17 protein-coding genes are annotated in these 20,567 nt (G+C 61.1%); 7 read left to right on the top strand and 10 right to left on the bottom strand.

Annotation, left to right across the window (positions count from 1 at the left end; genetic code table 11):
• Positions 1–1,003: 1,003 nt before the first annotated feature.
• Entirely contained in the window at positions 1,004–3,046 is a 2,043-nt protein-coding gene (locus tag CO675_RS26310) for a BTAD domain-containing putative transcriptional regulator (RefSeq protein WP_097674742.1), read from the top strand.
• 431 nt (positions 3,047–3,477) lie between these two features.
• Here the strand turns inward: CO675_RS26310 and CO675_RS26305 are convergent, their stop codons facing one another.
• Both CO675_RS26305 and CO675_RS26300 read right to left on the bottom strand, forming a co-directional pair.
• Positions 3,478–4,689, bottom strand: a complete 1,212-nt coding sequence (locus tag CO675_RS26305) for a CaiB/BaiF CoA transferase family protein (RefSeq protein WP_097674741.1) — start codon at positions 4,687–4,689, stop codon at positions 3,478–3,480.
• 2 nt (positions 4,690–4,691) lie between these two features.
• Complete coding sequence (locus CO675_RS26300) at positions 4,692–5,459, bottom strand: enoyl-CoA hydratase/isomerase family protein (protein WP_097674740.1); 768 nt, start codon at positions 5,457–5,459, stop codon at positions 4,692–4,694.
• Between the two features lie 249 nt (positions 5,460–5,708).
• Here CO675_RS26300 and CO675_RS26295 point away from each other — a divergent pair, with 249 nt between their 5' ends.
• The gene (locus CO675_RS26295) at positions 5,709–6,761 is read left to right on the top strand and encodes an AraC family transcriptional regulator (protein ID WP_097674739.1); all 1,053 of its coding nucleotides are present in this window, start codon (positions 5,709–5,711) and stop codon (positions 6,759–6,761) included.
• Here CO675_RS26295 and CO675_RS40665 read toward each other — a convergent pair.
• The 5 genes from CO675_RS40665 to CO675_RS26275 form a co-directional block, all read right to left on the bottom strand.
• Positions 6,748–6,900, bottom strand: coding sequence for a hypothetical protein (locus CO675_RS40665; protein ID WP_158231305.1), 153 nt, complete (start codon positions 6,898–6,900; stop codon positions 6,748–6,750). The two genes, CO675_RS26295 and CO675_RS40665, sit on opposite strands and share 14 nt — an antisense overlap.
• Before the next feature lie 15 nt (positions 6,901–6,915).
• Positions 6,916–8,271 (bottom strand): fumarylacetoacetase, encoded by a 1,356-nt coding sequence (gene fahA, locus CO675_RS26290; protein ID WP_097674738.1) that lies wholly within the window; start codon positions 8,269–8,271, stop codon positions 6,916–6,918.
• Positions 8,272–8,308: 37 nt separating this feature from the next.
• Positions 8,309–10,003 carry a cation/acetate symporter ActP gene (actP, locus tag CO675_RS26285; RefSeq protein WP_097674737.1) on the bottom strand — a complete coding sequence of 565 codons (1,695 nt, stop codon included), beginning with the start codon at positions 10,001–10,003 and terminating at the stop codon, positions 8,309–8,311.
• Positions 10,000–10,317 (bottom strand): DUF485 domain-containing protein, encoded by a 318-nt coding sequence (locus CO675_RS26280; RefSeq protein ID WP_097674736.1) that lies wholly within the window; start codon positions 10,315–10,317, stop codon positions 10,000–10,002. Before CO675_RS26280 ends, actP begins: the two co-directional genes overlap by 4 nt.
• A 692-nt stretch (positions 10,318–11,009) precedes the next feature.
• A complete protein-coding gene (locus CO675_RS26275; protein ID WP_097674735.1) occupies positions 11,010–11,198 on the bottom strand; it encodes a hypothetical protein in 189 nt (62 codons plus the stop codon).
• A gap of 174 nt (positions 11,199–11,372) precedes the next feature.
• Between CO675_RS26275 and CO675_RS26270 the strand changes: the two genes are divergently transcribed.
• The 3 genes from CO675_RS26270 to CO675_RS26260 all read left to right on the top strand — a co-directional run bounded on the left by CO675_RS26270 (position 11,373) and on the right by CO675_RS26260 (position 14,132).
• Positions 11,373–12,038, top strand: a complete 666-nt coding sequence (locus CO675_RS26270) for a hypothetical protein (protein ID WP_097674734.1) — start codon at positions 11,373–11,375, stop codon at positions 12,036–12,038.
• Complete coding sequence (locus CO675_RS26265; RefSeq protein WP_097674733.1) at positions 12,035–12,625, top strand: RES family NAD+ phosphorylase; 591 nt, start codon at positions 12,035–12,037, stop codon at positions 12,623–12,625. The genes CO675_RS26270 and CO675_RS26265 overlap by 4 nt, the downstream gene beginning before the upstream one ends.
• A 655-nt stretch (positions 12,626–13,280) precedes the next feature.
• Entirely contained in the window at positions 13,281–14,132 is an 852-nt protein-coding gene (locus CO675_RS26260) for a GumC domain-containing protein (protein ID WP_143279114.1), read from the top strand.
• A gap of 792 nt (positions 14,133–14,924) precedes the next feature.
• Here the strand turns inward: CO675_RS26260 and CO675_RS40130 are convergent.
• Positions 14,925–15,221: a hypothetical protein gene (locus tag CO675_RS40130; protein ID WP_143279112.1), complete on the bottom strand. Its 297-nt coding sequence runs from the start codon at positions 15,219–15,221 to the stop codon at positions 14,925–14,927.
• Positions 15,222–15,466: 245 nt separating this feature from the next.
• Here CO675_RS40130 and CO675_RS26255 point away from each other — a divergent pair, with 245 nt between their 5' ends.
• Complete coding sequence (locus CO675_RS26255; protein ID WP_097674731.1) at positions 15,467–16,966, top strand: phosphomannomutase/phosphoglucomutase; 1,500 nt, start codon at positions 15,467–15,469, stop codon at positions 16,964–16,966.
• 209 nt (positions 16,967–17,175) lie between these two features.
• On the opposite strand, the gene CO675_RS40125 is transcribed toward CO675_RS26255, so the two are convergent.
• Complete coding sequence (locus CO675_RS40125; RefSeq protein ID WP_143279110.1) at positions 17,176–17,604, bottom strand: hypothetical protein; 429 nt, start codon at positions 17,602–17,604, stop codon at positions 17,176–17,178.
• A 1,555-nt stretch (positions 17,605–19,159) separates the two neighbouring features.
• Between CO675_RS40125 and CO675_RS26240 the strand changes: the two genes are divergently transcribed.
• Complete coding sequence (locus CO675_RS26240) at positions 19,160–20,254, top strand: amidohydrolase family protein (RefSeq protein WP_097674728.1); 1,095 nt, start codon at positions 19,160–19,162, stop codon at positions 20,252–20,254.
• A 15-nt stretch (positions 20,255–20,269) separates the two neighbouring features.
• On the opposite strand, the gene CO675_RS26235 is transcribed toward CO675_RS26240, so the two are convergent.
• Entirely contained in the window at positions 20,270–20,554 is a 285-nt protein-coding gene (locus tag CO675_RS26235; RefSeq protein WP_097674727.1) for a hypothetical protein, read from the bottom strand.
• Between the last annotated feature and the right edge of the window lie 13 nt (positions 20,555–20,567).

Here is a 20,567-nt window from a genome sequence, read left to right as displayed (position 1 = left end):
GGCGCCGCCTATGCGCCGTCGCTTTATGGCGCGGCCCGGGAAAATTTCGCGGACGACCTTGTCGAGGAGCGATTCGAACGTGGAGCGCTTAAAGGATTCCTTGTTCCAGCGCCAATGAATACCCATTGGATTGCTCCATTTGGAAATGGACCTGACGGCGCAGAAAAATCACTCACGCAACGACAACCCCGCACAAATACGCGCGCAGGGCGAAACAAGTTAGCGACTGACCGATTCCAGGAGGGGGCTTCTGATTTTGAGGCTATCCAATTCAATGTGCGGCTGACGTCGGGATGAAAACCCAACTTCAGAGATATTCAGAAAAACATTCATAGCGGCGCCCTCTACGAACAACGAGCCGGCGGCTTTAAATTTACTAAAAGTAGCAAAGCATAGAGCAGGACTAGCAACACGAGGCAACAAAACTATGACACGTCGTCTTCGCATTCACAAGCACCGTCATGCTCATCGAATTTTTTCACGGCAATGAGAGGCAGTTCACACTCGAATTCTCCCCACCGAGGCAGACATGAGAAGAAAGCCGGATGAGAAGAAAGCCGGATCGTCGGCAATGTCTCGCCGCCGCTACAGGTTCGGGAAGTTATTGATCGCTTATTTGATCTTCTTGAAATTCTCGCTGGACCAAAGCGCTTGGTGACTCGTGATCACACAGCGCAATATGAGACGTCGTTCGATTCCGGCACAGCCCGAGATCGCAAAGAAGATCGGCGGCGATACGCATCGACGCCTTCCAATTCGCCAACCCAGAATGGCATTTTCCCAAATGGCAGCGGCTCAGACGTTTGCCCGGCGAGACCCGTGCCGCGGGTTGATACCCTGAAGGTCTCGTTTTAAGGCATCCAGCTTTATTGCCACGATCTGTCGCATGAAACATTTTAACCTGCGCGTCAAAAATGCCGCGCCCTCGGATTGAAAGAATTGACGCTGGCCGGAGAATGTTTTCGGCTAAGCTTTCCCGCCATCCAGCGCTACGGAAATTGCGATGATGATCATGCGCAAGGTCACCGTGAATTGTCTGGGAAACCTTGAGGTCAGCGACGGCAGCGGGCTATCAATCCCGATCCGAAGCGAGCGCTCCCGGGCACTCCTGGCTTGCTTGGCCGTCGAGAGGGACAATTGGACCCGCGAACGCTTGTCCTATTTGTTGTGGAAGAACGGAAAAAGCCATCGCGCACGATCCAATCTTCGCCAACAACTTCTTTCACTGCGCCACGACCTGGTTATCACGGCGGCGGCTGATTGGAGCCAGGGCGACCGGGTTGAGCTTCCCGCACAGGTCGGAACCGATATCGAATTGTTTCGAGAAGCGGTCCAGCGCGGAGATCATGCGACAGCGGTCCGGACGTATCGGGGCGACCTCTTTGAAGACGCCAACATAAAGAACAGCGTCTTTCAGGAGTGGCTGGCCAAATGGCGGCTCGAGTTTCGGCAGGACGCATGCAGAAGCCTGCTGTGTCTGTTAAGATTATCGACTACCGGACCGACTGAGAGAAAGCTCTTTGCGAAGCGATTGATTACACTCGACCCGACATGCGAGGAGGCTCAGCAATCGCTCATTCACTTTTATCTCGATCAAGGAGACGTGGCGCTGGCGATTGAACAATATCGTACCTTCGCCGAAGCGCTCAAATCATGCGGTCGTACCCCATCATATCAAAGCTCGGCAACCATAGGCAGGGCACTCGGATCATTGCAGCCAACGCAACAGGCGCTTGATAGTGAAGGCCAGCCCGCGACCTGGATTGCTGAAATCAATCGTCAGCATGATGTTGCGGCGCCACCCAATCCGCGATTAATGGCGCCCATTCAGGGCAGACCCTCGATCGCAGTTCTCCCTTTCGTCGATCGTGGCCTCGGACGTTTCCGCAATGAAGTCATCGCCGACGGCCTGACCGAAGAACTCGCGATGGCGCTGGCCCGAGTCCCCGGGCTATTCGTAACCGCGTGTCAGTCTTCGATGGTCTACAAGCGCTCCTCGCTCGACGTCCGCCGGATCGCAGCGGAACTCGGAGTGCGCTACGTCCTCGAAGGCAGCGTGGAAATTCGCGGAGTTCAGCTCCGCATAAACGTTCGGCTGATCGACGGAGAAACCGGCCTTCATATCTGGGCCGAAACGTTTGACCGGGAATTTGTCCGGTTTTTCGAGGTTCGCGACGAGATCATTAAACTTGCGGCAAGCCGATTGCTGCCAAGTCTAATGCTATCTGAAATCAAGCGAGCACTTGCAAGCGAGACGCCGAATCTCGATGCCTGGGCCAGACTACAGAGGGCCAATGGTCACATCTTGTTCAAGCGACGAGTTGAGGGTTTGGCCCAGGCCATTGAAGAACTGGAGCAGGCACTCGCTATTGAGCCGGATTACGCCATGGCTGAATCGTTGTTGTCAGCTGTTCATACCTGGCGGGCGCTCTGGTCGAGGGCCGATGCCTCGCAGGACAGAGCAGCAGCCATCAGCTACGCGGCCCGCGCACGGGAAGCGGCGCCACGAAATCCCTATGTGCTGGCAAACTGCGCCGATACTGCGCTCTATTCTTCGGGAAACATTGACCTCGCACTGGAACTCCTAAGCACTGCGGTTTCTGATGGTCCAGAGGATCCGCAGACTCTAGCGTTGTTGGCAAATGTTCGTCGGGTCGCCGGCCAGGAGGTTTCCGAGAGCCTGAAATTAATCGAGAAGGCAATGCGAATAAGTCCGAGAGACCCTCGCAGTCATCGGTGGCACCACTATGCAGGCTGGTGCTTTTGGAAGACAGGAGACCTTGAGGCGATGGAGGACTCGGCGAGACGAGCCATCGAGCTCTATAGCGACGCTCCAGCTCAATGGATTGAACTTGTCTGTGCTCTCGGATTGCAAGGACGCTACGGTGAAGCTCGCGAAGCTGCAATCATCCTGAAGCGCCATCTGCCCGACTTCACCCCGCAGGGGTTCTTAGACATCGCGCGGGCTTTTTATGGACGTCGTTTCCCCGGGGAGGTCGAACGAGACTATAGCCGTCTTTGCCAAACGCTCACGCATGCGCTCTAACGCCGTGTTTCTTTGGAGAATGTCCGTGCTGCCGCATTATCCTCAACCGGTCGCTACACGATCGCTTTTGATTTTCAAAAGTGCGTGAGGTTGGAGCTTCCTTCCGCCGTTCGCGCAACGCTATTGAGATCGATGATCTATGCTTTCACGATTTGCGCCACGAAGGAACAAGTCGGCTCTTCGAAGCCGGTTTTTCAATACAGCAGGTCGTCATGGTGAGCCCCCCGATTGCCTGCGAGCACCGGGCATGAAACGTTAGAGCCTGCGGTGAGAGGGTCGGAAACAGTTAGGCGCCTGCATGGCGAGTTCGCGTCACAAAATTTACGCTGCGGAACATGCCGAGGAGGTCGTCACGGATCGCTTGATGCCGTCGGCTTCCGTCCTCCATCCAATCGAACCGCTCTTTCAACCATGGCCTGCACAAGCTCCGTCTATCGCCGGCTGAGCAGGATGTTGCGCTGCGCCAGATCCCTGATCTTCTCGGGCGCAAAGTCGAGCTGGCCAAGGATGTCTTCGTTGTGCTCGCCCTGATAGGCCGGCAAGCCTGGCAATGGCAGTTCCGATTGGCTAAAGATCCAGGGATTGCCTGGCATTCGGACGAGTCCGCCGGCCCGGTCATCGACTTCGACCACGGCATTCCACTCCTTGGCCCAATCGGTCTCCACGAACTCGTTGACGGTGCGCACGCGCCCGACCGCGAGCCCGGCTTCGCTAACCTGCGCCTGCAGCTGCTCGAGATTCTCGAACGTCGTGATCCAGGCGCGGATCTCAGCGAGCAGCGGCGCGAGGTTCTGCCGACGCAGGTTAGCGGTGGCGTAGCGCGGATCAGCCAGCAGATCGCTTCGCCGCATCATCGCGCAGTAGCGCGTGAACATCGGCGAATAGATTGGGCTGGCGGCGATCGTCAGGCGGATGCCGTTGGACATCTCGAAGATGTGCGACTCATTAGCCGACAGCGCAATCGGCTCGCCCTCGGTGTCGATCCCTGACATCATCGCGCCGGCGCGCTCGTTGACCGACAGCATCGTCGCAGCCATCGACACGTCGACGTGCTGTCCCTCGCCGGTGCGGTTGCGATGCTGGAGTGCAGCAAGCACGGCGATCACGCCCTGCAGCCCGGTATAGACATCGGCATGGCTACAGGAATCGCCGCGAGGCTCCGACAATGCCGCGCCGAAATGGTCCTGCACGATCGAGGTCAGGCCGGTCTCGGCCTGCACCGTAGGCGCAAAGGCCGGCCGATTGCGCCAGGACGTCGACTGCCCATAGCCGCTCAGCGAGACATAGATGATGCCGGGGTTGAAGGCACGGACGTCGTCGTAGCTGAAGCCGAACCGCGCCAAGGTGCCGGGACGGAAATTCTCGACGATGACGTCCGCATCCCTACACAGGCGGGTGACTATCTCGCGTCCCTCAGCATAGTTCAGGTCGATGCTGAGATTCCGCTTGCCGGCGTTCTGCTGTACGAAATAGAGACCCATGCCGCCGACGTAAGGCAGTCCCGCGCGGCCGATGTCCCCGGACGGCGGCTCGATCTTGGTGACGTCGGCGCCGAGGTCACGCAGCGCCTTGGTGCAATGCGGACCGGCCAACACACGGGTAAAATCGACGACCCGCAATCCTTGGAGAGGTGCAGCCGACATCATCAATCTCCCTCGAAGACGGCCGTTGCCGGACCCGACGCGAAGAAGGCATCGGCACCGCGCTGGCGATCCTTCGCCTTCCAGATCATGTCGTTGATTTCGACCTGCCGCGCGTCGGCGGCCGCGACGCCGCCGCGCGCCTGCAGGTTCGCCTGCATCTTGACGCCCGCGATGACTTTGGTCGGGCCGGCGGCGAGCTGCCGCGCCATGGTCATCGACGATGCGCCCAATTCGGCTTCCGGGACGACGAGGTTGATGATGCCCCAGCGTTCGAACGCCTCGGGGGTGTGGCGGCGGCCGAGCATCGCGATCTCCTTGGCCCGCGCAACGCCCGCGCGTTGCGCAATGCGCTGCGTGCCCCCGAGCAACGGCAGCAACCCGACCGCAACCTCAACCTGGCCGAGGAACGCGGTGTTCGCGGCGATGATCATGTCGCAAGTCAAAGCGAGCTCAAGCCCGCCGCCGAGCACGCCACCGTTAACGGCTGCAACGGTCGGGACAGGCACATCCTCGAGACTGCGCCAGACCCGTTCGAGCCCGGCCTGATCGGTGTGCAGCTTGGTGCCGGTTCCCCAGGAGGCCATCTCCGCGCCGGCGCAGAAGTGCCGCATCGCACTGCGCAGCAGGATGGCGCGGCAACCGGCCGCGACCACCGCGTGGTAGGCGCGGACCACATCATTGATGAGCTGGTCGTCGAGTAAATTGTGCGGCGGCTTCGCCAGCGTCACCACGCCGACCCCCCCGTCCATGTCGTGAAGTACTGTCGCCATCGGGTTCCCTCCGCTCGATGCAAAAGCCGGCCGGACGCGCTTTCGACGCGGTATCACGGCGGGCAGACGTCTCCTCGGTGCGGGCCTGCTCGGCGCAGGTCCCGCCGTTCTGATCATTTGAATGTCACCCGTCATAACAAGCGTGACAACGTCAAGCTCTGCCATTTATGATGTCGAATATTGCCAAACGGCCGGAAGAGCCGTTCGTCGACCTGTCAATCTGTGCCAGGGGGAGGCGGAGGACGCGCCATGAAGCCGATCAAGATCGTGATGCCGATCTCGAGCGATCCCGATGCGCCGACGCAGAGCCTGCTCGGCCTCGGCGCGCTGGCGGCCGAGCTCGCCGCGGAGGGCGTCTCGGTGCGGGAGCTGTTCGCGCGGACCGGCCTCGATGCTTCGCAGCTCGAGGATCCCCATGCCCGCATCTCGCACCGCCAGCGACTGGCGATCTACCGCAACGCGATGCGGCTGGCGAAGCGATCCGACATCGGGCTGCTCGCGGGAGCCCGGCAGCGCATCAGCGATTACGGCATTTACGGCTATGCGCTGGTGTCGAGCCGGACATTCGGCGAAGCGCTGACGTTCTCGCTCGATCACATCACGATGGCGGGGCCGGCGGTGCGGCAGATCAGCTTCCGGATCGAGCATGGCACGACCGCGATCCTGCGCAGCCATGGGCTTGACCCGCTCGGCGAGCTGCTGCCGTTCGCCGCGGAATTCTGGCGCAGCTCGATGACCGCGGTGTTCAGCCGCATCCTCGAGTCGCCGTTCCCGAGCAAGCGGATGATCTTCCCTTTTCCGGCGCCCGTGCACTGGCGCAACTATGAGCGGATGTTCAACTGCCCGATCGACTTCGGCGCCGATCGCATGGAATGGCATTTCGACGCCAAGGTGCTCGATCTGCCCTGCCCCAACGCCAACCCGATCACCGCGAAGATCTGCCAACAGCTCTGCGACGTCGTCATGACCGAGCGGCCCGGCGAATCGGAGCTGGTCAGACGGATCAGAGCGGCATGCCTCAATAGCCCCAACCGATTTGCCGGTGCGCCGGAGATCGCATCGCGGCTCGGGCTGTCGTTGCGCACCTTCCACCGCAGGCTGGCGGAGGACGGGCAGTCCTTCCAATCGATCGTCGACGGGATGCGGCGGTCGATTGCGACGGAGCTGCTCGAGAACACCCATCTGGCCATCGACCAGGTCGCCGAGCGTGTCGGCTTTGCCGATGCGACCAGCTTTCGCAAGGCGTTCAAGAAATGGACCAACCGCTCGCCGTCGGACTTCCGTCGCCCTACAGCGCAGTGAGCAGCAGCATCGCCAGACGCATGAGCAGCAGCAGCGACAGCCCGACCGTCAAGGTCAGAAGCTGTCCGAATTGGAAGTCGTCCGGGTCGAGCGCCCCGTTCTGCAGATGCGCGTGGATGAGCAGCGATTGACAGTCCATATCAGCCTCCCCCTGTCAGGCATGGTTGCTTCCAGCAATCACGGCATCGGCGGGCCCGATCCTGCCGACGCATGAACCGAACCCGATGGTCGCAAAACCTTCCCGGATGCAGCGGCCACGGAAGATGACCTCGTCGCCGTCCTCGAGGAAACCGCGGCGCTCGCCGTTCGGAAGGGCGGCCGGCCGTGATCCGGCGGCGGTGAACTCGAGCATGCTCGAAAGCTGGGCCGGACTTGGCCCCGAAATGGTACCGGTGCCGATCAGGTCGCCGGGCTGCAGATTGCAGCCGTTGATGCTGTGGTGCGCGACCATCTGCGCCGGCGTCCAGTACAGGTATTTTGCATTGGAGCTGAGAATTACCGCGGCGGGCTGGTTCGCGGCACGCATCTGTGCGGTCGAGAGCAGGACTTCGAGATGAACATCGAGTCCGCCGTGCGACTGATCGGCCACGTCGAACAAATAATCGAGCGGACGCGGATCGCCGTCCGGCCGCGCCAGCGCCGCGACGCGGAACGGCGCCAGCGCATCCGACGTGAGAACCCAGGGCGACACCGAGGTGGCAAAGCTCTTGCTGAGGAACGGCCCGAGCGGAAACATCTCCCAGCGCTGGATGTCGCGCGCCGACCAGTCGTTCAGCAACGAATAGCCGACAATCTGCTGCGATGCTTCGGCGATCGGAACGGGATTGCCGAGCCGGTTGCCGGCGGCGAGGTAGAAGCCCATCTCAAGCTCGAAATCGAGCCGTTCGCACGGGCCGAAGCTCGGTGCACCGCCTGCCGCCGCGGGCGGGCGCTGCCCGAGCGGCCGCCGCACCATCCCGCGGCCGACCTGCACGGACGAGGCGCGGCCGTGATAGGCGATCGGCACCCATTTGTAGTTCGCGGGCAGCGGATTTTCCGGCGTCAACAGCGCGCCTGCGGCCTGCGCGTGATAGATGCCGGCATAAAAGTCCGTGTAGTTCGAGACGCGTGTCGGCAGATGCAGCGTCGCGTCCGCGAGCGGCGTCAACAATTCGGACGCACGGCGCCTGGTGTCATTGGCCGCGCTGCCCTGACCAAGCAGATCGGCGGCGCGGCGGCGCAGCTCCCGCATCGCCACGGGTCCGAGCGCGAATAGCGCATTGAGCGTGCACTGTTGCAGCGCCTGGCGGATCGGCGCCGCGAGACGTTCATCCGACCCGAGCGCCCGCTTCAGGTCGAAGACGAAGTCACCGATGGCCGTGCCGATCCGTGGCCGCGGATCGGCCGCGGTGCTGAAGACGCCGAGCGGCAGATTCTGGATCGGGAAGTCGGTCGCCTCGCCGTCTGCCGATTCGACAAAGCTCCGCCGTGCCGGGTCGTGGGTGTCGTCGAGTTGAACTGCGTTGGTCATGCTGTTTTCCAGGCTCCTCGGTTCGTGCCGTCCAACGTCACGAGGCCGCGGCTGCGAGAGCCGGGCGTTCGCTGGCCAAAGCCGTTCCGATCTCGGATTGGATGAACTGCGCTGCAAATGCCTCGCGTTCGCGCGCCGCGCGCTCGCTGCGGTCCGTCACCGAGAACAGCCAGACGAACAGGAAGGCGAGCGGCATCGAGATCAGCGCGGGATTGTCGTAAGGGAACAGCGCCGTCGGGAAGCCGAGGACGGCGACCCAGACCGTCTTGCTCAGCACGACCAGCACGACCGATGCGACGAGGCCAGCGATACCGCCGGCGACGGCCCCGCGCGTGGTGGTGCCACGCCAGAACATCGCCATCGCCAGCACCGGAAAGTTGCAGCTCGCGGCGACCGACAGCGCAAGACCCGCCATGAACGCCACGTTCTGGTTCTCGAAGGCATAGGCCAGCAGAACCGCAACGACGCCGATGGCGACAGCCGAGATCTTCGACACCAGCAGCTCGCGCGCTTCGGATGCCTTGCCGCCGGCTAACACCTGGCCGTAGATGTCATGGCTGACGGCCGAGGCGCCAGCGAGCGTCAGGCCGGCGACGACGGCAAGAATGGTCGCAAATGCCACCGCGGAGATGAAGCCAAGCAGCAGCGGACCGCCCATCGCATGGGCAAGATGGATCGACGCCATGTTGGGCCCGCCGATCAGATCGGCGATCTTGTTGAACTGCCCGGATGCTGCAACATTGAAGTAGCTCGGATCGGCCATCAGGATCGCCGCGGCGGCAAAGCCGAGCACCGGAATGATCCAGCAGAAATAAGCGATGCAGGCCGTCGCATAGAACACGGATTTGCGGGCGGCCGCGGCATCTCTCACCGTGAAGAACCGCATCAGGATATGCGGCAGGCCGGCCGTGCCGAACACCAAAGCGAGGCCAAGGGAGATCGCCGACACCGGCTCGGCAAACAGTCCGCCGGGGACGAGAATGGCGGCTCCCTTGGGATGGATGCTGCTCGCAGCCCCAAGCAGCCGCCCGAGGCTGAAGTCGAAATGCCACAGTGCAGCCAGCGCGAGCAGCGTTCCGCCGCACAGCAGTAGCACGGCCTTGGTGATCTGCACCCAGGTGGTCGCCTGCATGCCGCCGACGATCACGTAAAAGATCATCAGCACGCCGACGCCGAGCACGGCGAAGATGTAGTTGATGCCGAACAGCAGCTGGATCACCTTGCCGGCTCCGATCAGCTGCGCGATCAGATAGAACAGCACGACGACGAGACTTCCGGTCGCGGCAACGAGCCGGACCGGTGTCCGCTGCAGGCGAAACGCCGCCGCATCCGCAAAGGTGTAGCTGCCGAGATTGCGCATCCGCTCCGACATCAGGAACAGCACGATCGGCCATCCCGTTAGAAACCCGAGCGCATAGATGAAGCCATCGAAGCCGTTGGCATAGACCAGCGCGGAGATGCCGAGGAAGGCCGCCGCCGAGAGGAAGTCGCCGGCGGTCGCCAGCCCGTTCTGCAGCGGCGTGATCGCGTGTCCGGCGGTGTAGAAGCCGGCCTTCGATCGCGTACTGCCGGCCGAGCGCCAGGTAATGACGAGCGTGACGGCGACGATCACGAGGAACATGCCGATCGCGATCCAGTCAGGCCCGCGGGCTCCCGCCGCGGGCGCTCCCTGAGCCATGGCCACGGATGGAAACGCAAAGCAAAGCGCGATCAACAGCGATCTGGCGATCATCGGCAGAGCTCCCGGTTGACGCTGCGCGCGAGGGCGTCGAAGCGCGCGTTCGAGCGCAAAACATAAAAGCCCGTGAACGCGACGATCGCCGTGACCATGAGAAGCGCGAGCGCGAAGCCGAGCGGCATCGCACTGCCGGCGAAGCTCGCGCCGAGCGCGGCTTTTGCGGTCGAGATCAGCGCGATGAAGCCGAAGAACATGACCAGCGTCAGGATGGACAGACCCCATCGCAGTCTCGCGCGTCCCGAAACGAGCTCCCTGAACGCGCTATCGGCAAGGATTTGTCGCGTGCGATCGGGCGACAGTTGCGGCATCCGATTCCTCCCTCGGAGACATTTGCTGATCGCCGTGCTCTTCCGCGTGCGTTGCGCCGCAGAGATTCAGGGCTCGGGGTGTCTCCTCTCCAGGCTCGGAGCATTAGAATCCGGACCGCGTCCGGCAAGGTGATATCCTGCCAAACTCCGGGTGATTTCATGCCACGCCAGGTTGTCCGCGATTTTTGCGCGTCGCCTGTCTCGTCATGCCGCGGACTATCCACAAGCCAGACAGTCGTAAGATGGGTGGAGCACAGCGTGCAGGATTAGCGCTCCGGTATAAGCTTGTCTTCGACGCTGCTGAAAATGACCGGCGTCAGCCGCTTGTTGAGTCTCAATGCGAACTCATTTCCTTTAGAACAACTTCGGATCTGACGGATTCTGGCGATATGACGAATCCTACTGCCGTTAAGAGATTCGACCCGCTTCCACCAATCCTCGAATGCTTACACTGGAGTTCGAACAATTGGCGGCTCGATGCCGCGGGACACGACCGCGATCTCGCCGACGTAGATTTTTGCCGGAAACATTTTTCCGCCCCCACTCGACGCTCGCAACGAACGCGGCGAGATGAAAAGCGGGATCGCATTCAACTTGAATAAAAATAGCAGTCGGCAGCGAGATCCGGCACAATCAAACCCGTCGAAGCAAGATCGCTGCTGCGGCAGTCTCGGCGTGAGTGAGGAAGCTCCTCAATTGAAGGTGAACGGCATGATCGAACTGGATTGCCGGTTCGGCCTCGCCCGGATCGGCCCCAGCGAGTGCAAAAATCGAACCAGGGCTGTTTGTGCTTCAACGTCGATGGTCATATCGGTCAGCCGGAGAAAGCGCGCGTCGAAAGCAATATCGCTGCGCGACGGACTGCCCAAACGGCCATCCATCTCGCGCCACGAGCTATCGGGAGATTAATTTAGGGCACTCTTCTCCGCACGATTCGCGGGGAGTGCCGGCGAAACCACCTCGGCCCAATTTTCCCTACCAAAATACCTCTTCTACGGTTTGTCAAAGTTGACAAAGTTGCACAACGTCCCGATATTCAAGACGGAGTTCAGCTCATGTCCAAGGCACAGTCTAAGCCATCCGGTACCGAGGATCTGTCCCTCCGGGGGGACGGCGTAATGATGGTACTTAAGCAGAAGCCCGCCGCTTTGAAGAACCTGGCGCTGCCCGCTGACGCGCAAGTCGCTATCGTTTCCAAAAACGCGACCGCACTGCAGAAGGTGCGTGAGCGGAACAAGCATCTGGCGGGGCAAGCATTCCGGTTCTTCTCCGAGGCAGCGAAGCAAGCCGCTGTCGTCAACAAGGACGCATTCGCACCCGATGCCCGCGCGCTCGCGGTTCTCGAAGGTGTCCGCATTGCGCAGGAGGACCTTCGGCGATCCGGCGGCGCCTATGATTTGGACCAGGTCAGAACGCTCCTGCGCGGCATCTCGCGGCAGGCTGTCGACAAGCGCGTGCAGGAAGGCAGCCTCCTCGCGGTGCCAGGTCCGAGCAATCACCGGAGCTTTCCGACGCTTCAGTTCAACGCCGACGGCACCGTCGTCGAAGGTCTGAAGTCCGTCCAGGAAGCGCTGCCGACCAACAACCCCTGGACCGTTCTGAATTTCCTGGCCCAACCTGACGACCGGCTGGGCGGCCGCAAGCCGATCGACCTCCTCAGGGAAGGCAGGGTTGAACTTGTGGTCGAGGCCGCCCGGCGTATGGCCCAGCAAGGCGCGTGACCGCTCCACTGCCGCCGGACGATCTCGACCGCCGCCGTCCCCGCCTGGTCCGGCTGCGGGCGGGTACGGTCGTTCACCGGTTCTACACCGCCGCGTACGATCCGATCTTCTTCGACACCTCGCGTCTCGGCCGGCTGAACGCTCCCGACGGCAGCTATGGCGTTCTCTATGCGGCCCGGGAGCCCTTTGGCGCCTTCGCAGAAACGTTCCTCCGCGTGCCCGGCCGGACGCTGCTTGATACCAGCCTGCTCCGCCTCAAGGCCTATGCTCGTCTGGAGATCACAGCGGACCTTTCGCTGATCAGACTGGCCGGGCCCTCGCTCGCTATTCTCGGCGCGACCGCCGAGGTGGTGCATGGCGGACTGCCTTACGACGTGCCGCAGGCCTGGTCGAAGGCGCTTTTCAGCCATCCGCTCAATCCCGACGGCATCGCCTATTACGCCCGCCACGACGACGAAGGCCTTTGCTACGCGCTGTTCGATCGCGCACGCAGCTCGGTCAGAGAAATTGATCGGCAGACCAACCTCGACCAAGACTGGTTCTGGCGCCTTGCGCAGCGATATAGGGTCGGACTCGCACCCGGCTAGCCTCAGAAATAGGGACGCTCTGGACCTAAAGCTGGCAGCCTTTCAATTGCGAGTGGGCTGGCGTTGGACCAGCCGCATAGAGGGCCCCGACAACTGCCTCCCTGGCCCCCAAAAGTTGCTAGGGCTCTCGCCGATTCCGCAGATGACGCAAGCAGGCAAAACACTCGTTCGCATAAAAAGCACCAACGTCCCTACCCAACGCTGGTGCTGTAGTTCCGCATCCGTTGTAGCATTCCGCTGCGTAATCGAGATTTTCAGCGAATTAGCCTTCGAGAAACAATGCGGCAATTGGTCTATATGGAACTCGTAAGTCCTTAATACCCATCTCTCGGCGATGCCCATCACCCGAAAGCCACTCGAAATACCGCCTGCGGTAACCCGACAGTTCGCGCCAGATGTGGCAGTTCCATGCCGAGTATGACGCCTGCCAGCGCGATGAGATCGCCGCGGATACCTGTGAGGCATCAAGAAGAGCCCGACGTTAAGGCACCGGACTCAGCTTGAGATGACAACGCCGGCCGGCGATCGATCCTCGCGGAACTTTAGATCAAAGAAACAGTTTCTTCCCAGCGGGTGATTTCCGACGAGCCTCCACGACTAACCATGTTCGGGCACGAGTTCCTTTGGGTTAGACTAAAAAGGAGGGGAGGACGAAGTGACGTCGAGCAATTTTCAAGAATCGCAGTTTTCTGAAGCCAATTCCTCAGCAGCAGTTCTTATCATCCGAGAAATCTTTGCGGTAGTTCGCAAGAACGTTGTCGCATTGATCGTGGCGCCACTCATTGCAGGCACCGTAGTTGCAGCTTACGCGAGCTTCCGAACCAAGGAATATACTAGCGTGGCCTATTTACGGCTTGATGAGAACTCGGCACGCGCAGCCGACGCCATCATGAGCACTGTCCCCGTGCTCGATCAGCTACTCACCAAATTCAAGGTCGACGGCGCCACCGCCGAGGATCGTCGCCGCGCACTCGATAGCAACCGGTCGATCTCAGTCGCGCAAAAAGAAAACCCTCGAACATCGCCACTGTTTCGTCTGAGCGTAACCAATGCCGATCCGACGATGGCGCAAGCCATCAATGCTGCGTTCATAGCGGCCTGGATTGAGGCGACAATCCCACCACCGATTAAACTGAAGGCACTGAACGACGAGATTGCGCGAACGGAGCAATTGATTCCGCAGATGTCGGCCTTGCTCGACGTCATCAAGAAGGCGTCGCCACCAGTGCTGCACGCCGAGAACACGCTTTCCGAAGATGCCTTGACCCCGGCCATCGCTCTTATCACCAAGATCGACCAGGCCAATAAACGAATTGAGCAGCTAAAACTGCAAACGCTAGGAGCCTCGCAGGATGCTGTGTTTAGCCCACCGAACCTGCCCGACGCCCCTAACCCAACTCATGCCGCTCGCTGGGGCCTGCTCGCAGCGATCGCCGCAGAAATTTTGCTCTTGATGTTTTTTTGGTTCCGACACTCGATTAAATGGCGCCAAGCTGCAGTTGAGTGAGACCAGCAGCAGAACCGCGGCTTCCTGGTCAGGTGCAAATTGGTCTTTGCATCACCCTCTCGATCGTCGCGGCTCCTTCGACGCATCACTGCGATCGAAACCGCGTCGCAGTGTGTCGCCTCAGTGCCCGACGGAGCATTGCCAACCAAAAGGCCCCGGCGCGGGGGATTGATGCGCCGAGGCCTCACATGGCGTTGCTAAGGGGCGCCGAGGGCCGATCAAGCACATTACAACGATAAGCGCATGACCTAGTTAGGCTATCTCAAAAAACGCGCGCTCTTCTTGTCCGCCTCTCAACCGCCCGGCCGCTGACTGGATCGCCGAACGGGCGGGTTGTCCCGGTCCAATATCACGTTTTTTGAACTCTGCGGCGGCCGCGAGAAGCCGCCGTCGAACCGGTGATAGCCGTCGAACCGCTGCTCATCGCGCGCGCGAGGCCACTCACCGGACGGTCTCTCGGTTCCACTCCAAACGTCGGATCCCGACATGATGCGCTCCAGCCGTGATAATAGATCGGGCTGGGTTAACATCATTTTACCGGTAAAACCGTGCCGTTGGAGCCACACGGTCCATGGAATTTGAAGGCTTGCGCTCGAACTGATTATTCGTGAATTGCCGGCGCCGTTATCCGTAGGAATACTGACCCTACGATGGCAATGATGTTTGTGATTGCGGGGTGTATTGGCGTCTTGGCTGTGGCGGTCACAATAGCCGTCATAGCCTATTTCGATGCTCGTGCCGAGCGCAGGGGCCAATAGCCCCGCCTCTGCCCTAATGTCTGTGATGCGATCGTCAGTCGCGGATCGGCCCGCCCTGGGCTTTGGCAGCCGCCCCTTGGCGGTCACGTGCGGCCGTCAATTCCCCCTGAAGCTTCGATCGTTGTTCAGCCGTCATGGCGGGATTTTTGCGTGGCGGCGGCAAATCTTCGACCGGGAGATAGGTGCCTGGTTTAACCCGCGCGGGCATTTCAGCTCGAGCATCCATCGGCGATGAACCAGTGGAGGTCGCGCAGCCGCAAAGCGACAGGCTCAACAAAAACGCCGCTGCGGCAAACCCCGCGCGCAGCTTATGAAGGTACGCAACATACATGCGACGGCCGTTTCGGGGATCATTGCGGACCAATTATGTCCGTCGGCAGCGCTTCGTCGGACCTGGTTGTCGCGCAGTTAATCGAGGGTTTCGGCTAGCCTCACGGGCATGTGGCCGGCGACCGTGTCGCCGGCCATTTCCGCCGCAATTGTCGGCCACCAGCCGCAGTCCCACCTTTCGCGCGGCCTGCGCATTCGCTAAAGGCTGCGGGGATGTCTTTCTGCATGCGACCATAAGGCCGACCCATGTTTCCCAAGCCGAAATCCGCGCTGGTCCCGAACACCTATGCCTTCGAATCCGAGCCGATGGTGAAGCCGACCGGGTTTCGCGAATACGACGCGCGCTGGCTGTTCAACAAGGAGATCAATTTGATGGGCGTGCAGGCGCTGGGCATAGGGCTCGGCGCGCTGATCGCGGAGCTCGGCGTCAAACAGGAGATCGTCACAGGGCACGATTTCCGCGGCTATTCCGCCTCGATCAAATACGCGCTGATCTCCGGCTTGATGACGGCGGGCTGCAAGGTGCACGACATCGGGCTCGCGGTGACGCCGATGGCCTACTTCGCGCAGTTCGATCTCGACGTGCCCTGCGTTGCGATGGTCACCGCCTCGCACAACGACAATGGTTGGACCGGAGTCAAGATGGGCGCCAACCGTCCGCTCACTTTCGGCCCCGACGAGATGACGCGGCTGAAGGAGATCGTGCTCAGCGCCGCGTTCGACAACAAGGCCGGCGGCTCCTACCAGTTTCATGAGAACTACCCGGCGCGCTACATCGCCGACCTCACCAACCGGCCGAAGCTGACGCGCAAGCTGAAGGTGGTGGCGGCCTGCGGCAACGGTACCGCGGGCGCGTTCGCGCCGCAGGTGCTGGAGGCGATCGGGTGCGAGGTGATCCCGCTTGACACCGAGCTCGATCACACCTTCCCGAAATACGATCCGAATCCCGAAGACATGGAGATGCTGCACGCGATCCGCGATGCCGTGCTGGCGCACAAGGCCGATGTCGGCCTCGGCTTCGATGGCGACGGCGACCGCTGTGGCGTGGTCGACAACACCGGCGAGGAGATCTTTGCCGACAAGGTCGGCGTCATGCTGGCGCGCGACATGTCGGCGATCAATGCCAATGCGCAATTCGTCGTCGACGTGAAGTCGACCGGCCTGTTCGTGACCGATCCGGTGTTGCAGAAGCAGGGCGCGAACACGGTCTACTGGAAGACCGGGCATTCCTACATGAAGCGCCGCACCAACGAGCTCGGCGCGCTCGCCGGTTTCGAGAAGTCCGGCCACTTCTTCTTCAACAAGCCGTTCGGCCGCGGCTATGACGACGGTCTGGTGTCGGCGATCGCGATCTGCGAGATGCTCGACCGCGCCCCCGGCAAGTCGATGGCCGATTTGAAGGACGCGCTGCCGAAGACCTGGTCGTCGCCGACCATGTCGCCGCATTGTGCCGACGAGGCGAAGTACGGCGTGGTCGACGCCGTGGTGAAGCACTTCGAGACTTTGCAGCAGCAGGGCGCGCAGGTCGCGGGCCAGACCATCCGCGATCTCGTCACCGTCAACGGCGTGCGCGTCACGGTCGCGGACGGCAGCTGGGGCCTGGTGCGCGCGTCCTCGAACAAGCCGGAGCTCGTGGTCGTGGTGGAAAGCCCGGTCAGCGAGCGGCGCATGCGCGACATGTTCGAGGCGATGGATTCCGTGCTGCGCACGCATCCCGAGGTCGGCGAATACAATCAGAAGATTTGACCGCGTGGAGAACGGACTACGCCGTTGGCGAACGGAGTTCGACGGAGAATGGACTGCCACTCCGTGCAATTGAGGTGGTCGCGTACCCGCAGTGCATTGGCGGCGGCGCCACGCGATCACTTGATCAATTCTATTTAGGCGACCGTTGAGGGCTTGTTCCCCGCTTCAACTCCGGCTGCGGCGCTTTCGCACGTTTCCGGCCCCCTACTCTACCGCTTCGTGCGCCTTTGTGGGACCGGAGTCGTCTGTGGCGCGGGACCCGGGCTTTCCGCCCTTGCCGACTCCAGCGAGTTAACTCGCGCGCTTAGCGCGCCTATCTGATCAGAAATTAGCTTCTGCTCGCCCTGCTGTGCTGAAGTCTTCTGTTGAATGTCGCCGACCCGCTCAGCCTGCCTTTGTTGGTCGGCTTGAATCCCCTGCACAGCTTGCTGTAGGGACGCTAAGGTTTGCTTCATCTGTTCAATCGATGGATCCGGAGGTGGCGCTATTGCGGCATGCTCTTGCCAAGTGGCCAGCTTTCTAGTGTTGCCGTAACTCATCCAAAGCGCACCGCTGGCAACGACGAGGGCAAGAATAGCGGCGAGAAGCGACAGCACCGATCGCGGCTGTGTATCGGCTGACATTGAAGGTTCGGTCATGACCGGTTCCCCGATTGCGGACAAACGGGGTAACTATCCGTTTGGGAGTTTGTTCCGGATTTCGAGCACGGCATCGAGACCTTTTCTCATCGTTGTCGACTCCTTGCACTAAGCAATCGATGGCCCAGGCAGAGCCTGTGGTCTTCGCCGACTTAAACCATTTTGCCGGCAAGCCCAGGCGCCGTCTGAGATCCTAACAAGTCTTGTTCAGCGTCGCCGCTATGGCCGCCTCTGGAGTCCTCTCACCCACCAATCGCCAGAAAAGCTCGCCCTGCTCGCGCGTCGAGCCCTCGGAATTTCCTCTCATCGCCAATCAAGTCATCGAGAAATGGGCTACAAAATGCCCACGGCAACGGAAATGGAAAGCCAAGCCTTCGATTGCCATCGAGCGATAACAATCGTCTATGGGTTCTACTCAACTTTCTAACCCACGCGGATGATCGGTTAGGCGATCTGAGGCCAATCGATCTGCTGAGGGGAATCGAACCCTCGTATTCAGCTTGGAAGGCTGCCAGCCACCCAGCACATCCGATCAAGATCATCGTGCCGTTCGCGCCGGGTGGACCGACCGACATCATGGCCCGCATCCTCCGTGCTCATCTCGGAGAGGCGCTCGGCGGCACCAGTGTGGTCGAGAACGGATCGGCATTGCGGCACGCGCGCCGACTCGACGACTATACACTCCTGATCCCATCGAGCGCTTATGTCGTCAATCCTGATCCGTACGCCAATATCCCGTGCGATCTGGTCAGAGACTTCGCGCCAATTACCTATCGACGCCACATTTCGCCAGCGAGCTGTTCAATATCTCGATGACGCACGTACGGTCCTGAGCGACGGTCCAGCCATCCAGGCGATCCTGAGCGGAACGACCCAAGTCTCCCATATCGCGTTAGAGAGCGCTAACGGCGCCAGCTGTCACCGGCCCATACTTCGCCGTGCCGTACAGGCCACTGAGATAGTCAGTTTTTGGTCTGATTCTGGCTCTGAAGAATGTGCATTTCTGCCCGCGCCAAGTGCCGACGAAGCGCGGCAATGGCTTGAAGGTTCACCTCGAAGGCGATGGGGCCCATCTCCTTAGTCTCTAGCCGAATGGCAGCATGTCCGTCGGAACGCAACATCGTCTCCGAAGCACTCACATTCAGGATCACAAGGTTTCGGTCCATTTTTCTTCCCATCGACCCCCTGTCCTCGCGGGGATGTTTTCTAGTTGCTTGCAAGGCAAGCGCTGCCGTCGGCGTGGCTTCGGCTTAACCTGACCCTATTTCCGCTCACGCTTCTCTCAATGCCGCAGGCGGGATTATAGCATGAATCGCCGTCCCGTTCCGCCGGTGGACACGCCGACTTCAAGGTGCCCGCAAACGGCCCGATGGCAAGCATAAAGCGTATTGCAGACGAAGTGCCGAATTGGCGCGACATCGTCGCCAAGGCTGGGATCAAGCCGGTCTGAGCAGATCAACATTGCGCGACACGCACGGCGTGTGGTCTTGCGACAGCTAGCCCATGTCCCTAGGCTCCCTGCCCATAACAAAACAAGACCAGGGAGGCGATCGTCATGACCACAAGGCGGGATTTCATGAAAGCGGGAGCGACGGCGGCGGCAGGCATCGTGTTCTGCGGCTGCGGGCTTGTCCACAACGCGCATGCGCAGCAGTCGCGCCAGAAATTGCCGGTCACCGTCGACGGCAAGCGCATCCGGACGATCGACATTCACGCGCATTGCCACTTCCGCGAGGCCGGCGCCCTGCTCGGAGCAGACGCCGGAAAATATCAACTACCGCCGGTCAACGGCGCCGCTGAGGCCTTTATCGAGATCGACAAGCGCCTCGCCGCAATGGACGCGCAGGCCGTCGACATGGAGGTGCTGTCGATCAATCCGTTCTGGTACGAGCGTGATCGCGATCTCGCGGGCAAGATCGTAAAGATTCAGAACGAGAAGCTCGCCGAACTCTGCGCTTCGAAGCCCGAGCGGTTCGCAGCCTTCGCCTCGCTGACGTTGCAGGCTCCGGACCTTGCGGTGCAGGAGCTGGAGACGGCGGTGAAGAAGCAGGGGCTGAAGGGCGCGGCGATCGGCGGCGTGGTCGACGGTGTCGAATTCTCCGATTCCAGGTTTCATCCCGTATGGGCCAAGGCCGAAGAACTCGGCGTCCCCCTGTTCATCCATCCGCAGGGCGTGCCTGAACTCGGCAAGCGGCTCTCCGGCAATGGCTGGCTCGGCAACACCATCGGCAATCCGCTCGAGACCACGATCGCGCTCTCTCATCTGATCTTCGAAGGCACCCTTGACCGCTTCCCGGGATTGAAGATCATCGCCGCGCATGGCGGCGGCTATCTCCCCTCCTATGCCGATCGTTCGGACCACCCCTGCCTGGTCGGACCCAAGGGATGCAATCCGGAGACCAAGCTGCAGAAGACGCCGACCGAATACCTCAAGCAGATCTATTTCGACTCGCTGATCTTCACGCCCGAGGCGATCCGGCACCTCGCCGCCCAGGTTGGCCCCGGCCAGATCGTGCTGGGAAGCGACTATCCCTATCCATGGCAACTGGCGCCGGCCGACCACATCTTCGCCTGCTCATCGCTGAGCGACGACGACAAGGCCAACATTCTCGGCCGGACCGCGGCGAAGCTGCTCGGGGTTGCGGCGTGACGAGGATGCCAACGATCAGTTGGTCTTCACCGTCCGCGTCTCATTGCGTGGCAGCGCCGTGGGCGCCGGCTGCGCGATCTTGGTCGACGGATCGGCATCGACGGCGTCGGTTCCCACGAACTCCGCTTGCGCGGCGTCCGAAATCCATTTGACCGCGGCGGGGTGGCTGACCAGCATGCCGATCAATGCAACGATCACGAGCACCGGCAAAGCGATCAGCTTGATGCTGAAGCTTCTGTAGTTGCTTTCCGGATCCTGCTGCCGCGCGTGCTGCTCCCGGTTGTCGAAAGAGCCCTGCATGGCTTCCTCCACG

The sequence above is a fragment of the Bradyrhizobium sp. C9 genome (assembly GCF_002532045.1).
GTDB lineage: Bacteria > Pseudomonadota > Alphaproteobacteria > Rhizobiales > Xanthobacteraceae > Bradyrhizobium.
The sequence above is the reverse complement of the archived record's forward strand: the minus strand, read 5'-3'. Positions and strand labels throughout refer to the sequence as shown.

Bases quoted from the DNA above. Each gene is read 5' to 3' on its own strand.
- CO675_RS26310 (WP_097674742.1), top strand. From the start codon at position 1,004: ATGATGATCATGCGCAAGGTCACCGTGAATTGTCTGGGAAACCTTGAG.
- CO675_RS26305 (WP_097674741.1), bottom strand. From the start codon at position 4,689: ATGTCGGCTGCACCTCTCCAAGGATTGCGGGTCGTCGATTTTACCCGT.
- CO675_RS26300 (WP_097674740.1), bottom strand. From the start codon at position 5,459: ATGGCGACAGTACTTCACGACATGGACGGGGGGGTCGGCGTGGTGACG.
- CO675_RS26295 (WP_097674739.1), top strand. From the start codon at position 5,709: ATGAAGCCGATCAAGATCGTGATGCCGATCTCGAGCGATCCCGATGCG.
- CO675_RS40665 (WP_158231305.1), bottom strand. From the start codon at position 6,900: ATGGACTGTCAATCGCTGCTCATCCACGCGCATCTGCAGAACGGGGCG.
- fahA (WP_097674738.1), bottom strand. From the start codon at position 8,271: ATGACCAACGCAGTTCAACTCGACGACACCCACGACCCGGCACGGCGG.
- actP (WP_097674737.1), bottom strand. From the start codon at position 10,003: ATGATCGCCAGATCGCTGTTGATCGCGCTTTGCTTTGCGTTTCCATCC.
- CO675_RS26280 (WP_097674736.1), bottom strand. From the start codon at position 10,317: ATGCCGCAACTGTCGCCCGATCGCACGCGACAAATCCTTGCCGATAGC.
- CO675_RS26275 (WP_097674735.1), bottom strand. From the start codon at position 11,198: ATGGATGGCCGTTTGGGCAGTCCGTCGCGCAGCGATATTGCTTTCGAC.
- CO675_RS26270 (WP_097674734.1), top strand. From the start codon at position 11,373: ATGTCCAAGGCACAGTCTAAGCCATCCGGTACCGAGGATCTGTCCCTC.
- CO675_RS40130 (WP_143279112.1), bottom strand. From the start codon at position 15,221: ATGTATGTTGCGTACCTTCATAAGCTGCGCGCGGGGTTTGCCGCAGCG.
- CO675_RS26255 (WP_097674731.1), top strand. From the start codon at position 15,467: ATGTTTCCCAAGCCGAAATCCGCGCTGGTCCCGAACACCTATGCCTTC.
- CO675_RS40125 (WP_143279110.1), bottom strand. From the start codon at position 17,604: ATGACCGAACCTTCAATGTCAGCCGATACACAGCCGCGATCGGTGCTG.
- CO675_RS26240 (WP_097674728.1), top strand. From the start codon at position 19,160: ATGACCACAAGGCGGGATTTCATGAAAGCGGGAGCGACGGCGGCGGCA.
- CO675_RS26235 (WP_097674727.1), bottom strand. From the start codon at position 20,554: ATGCAGGGCTCTTTCGACAACCGGGAGCAGCACGCGCGGCAGCAGGAT.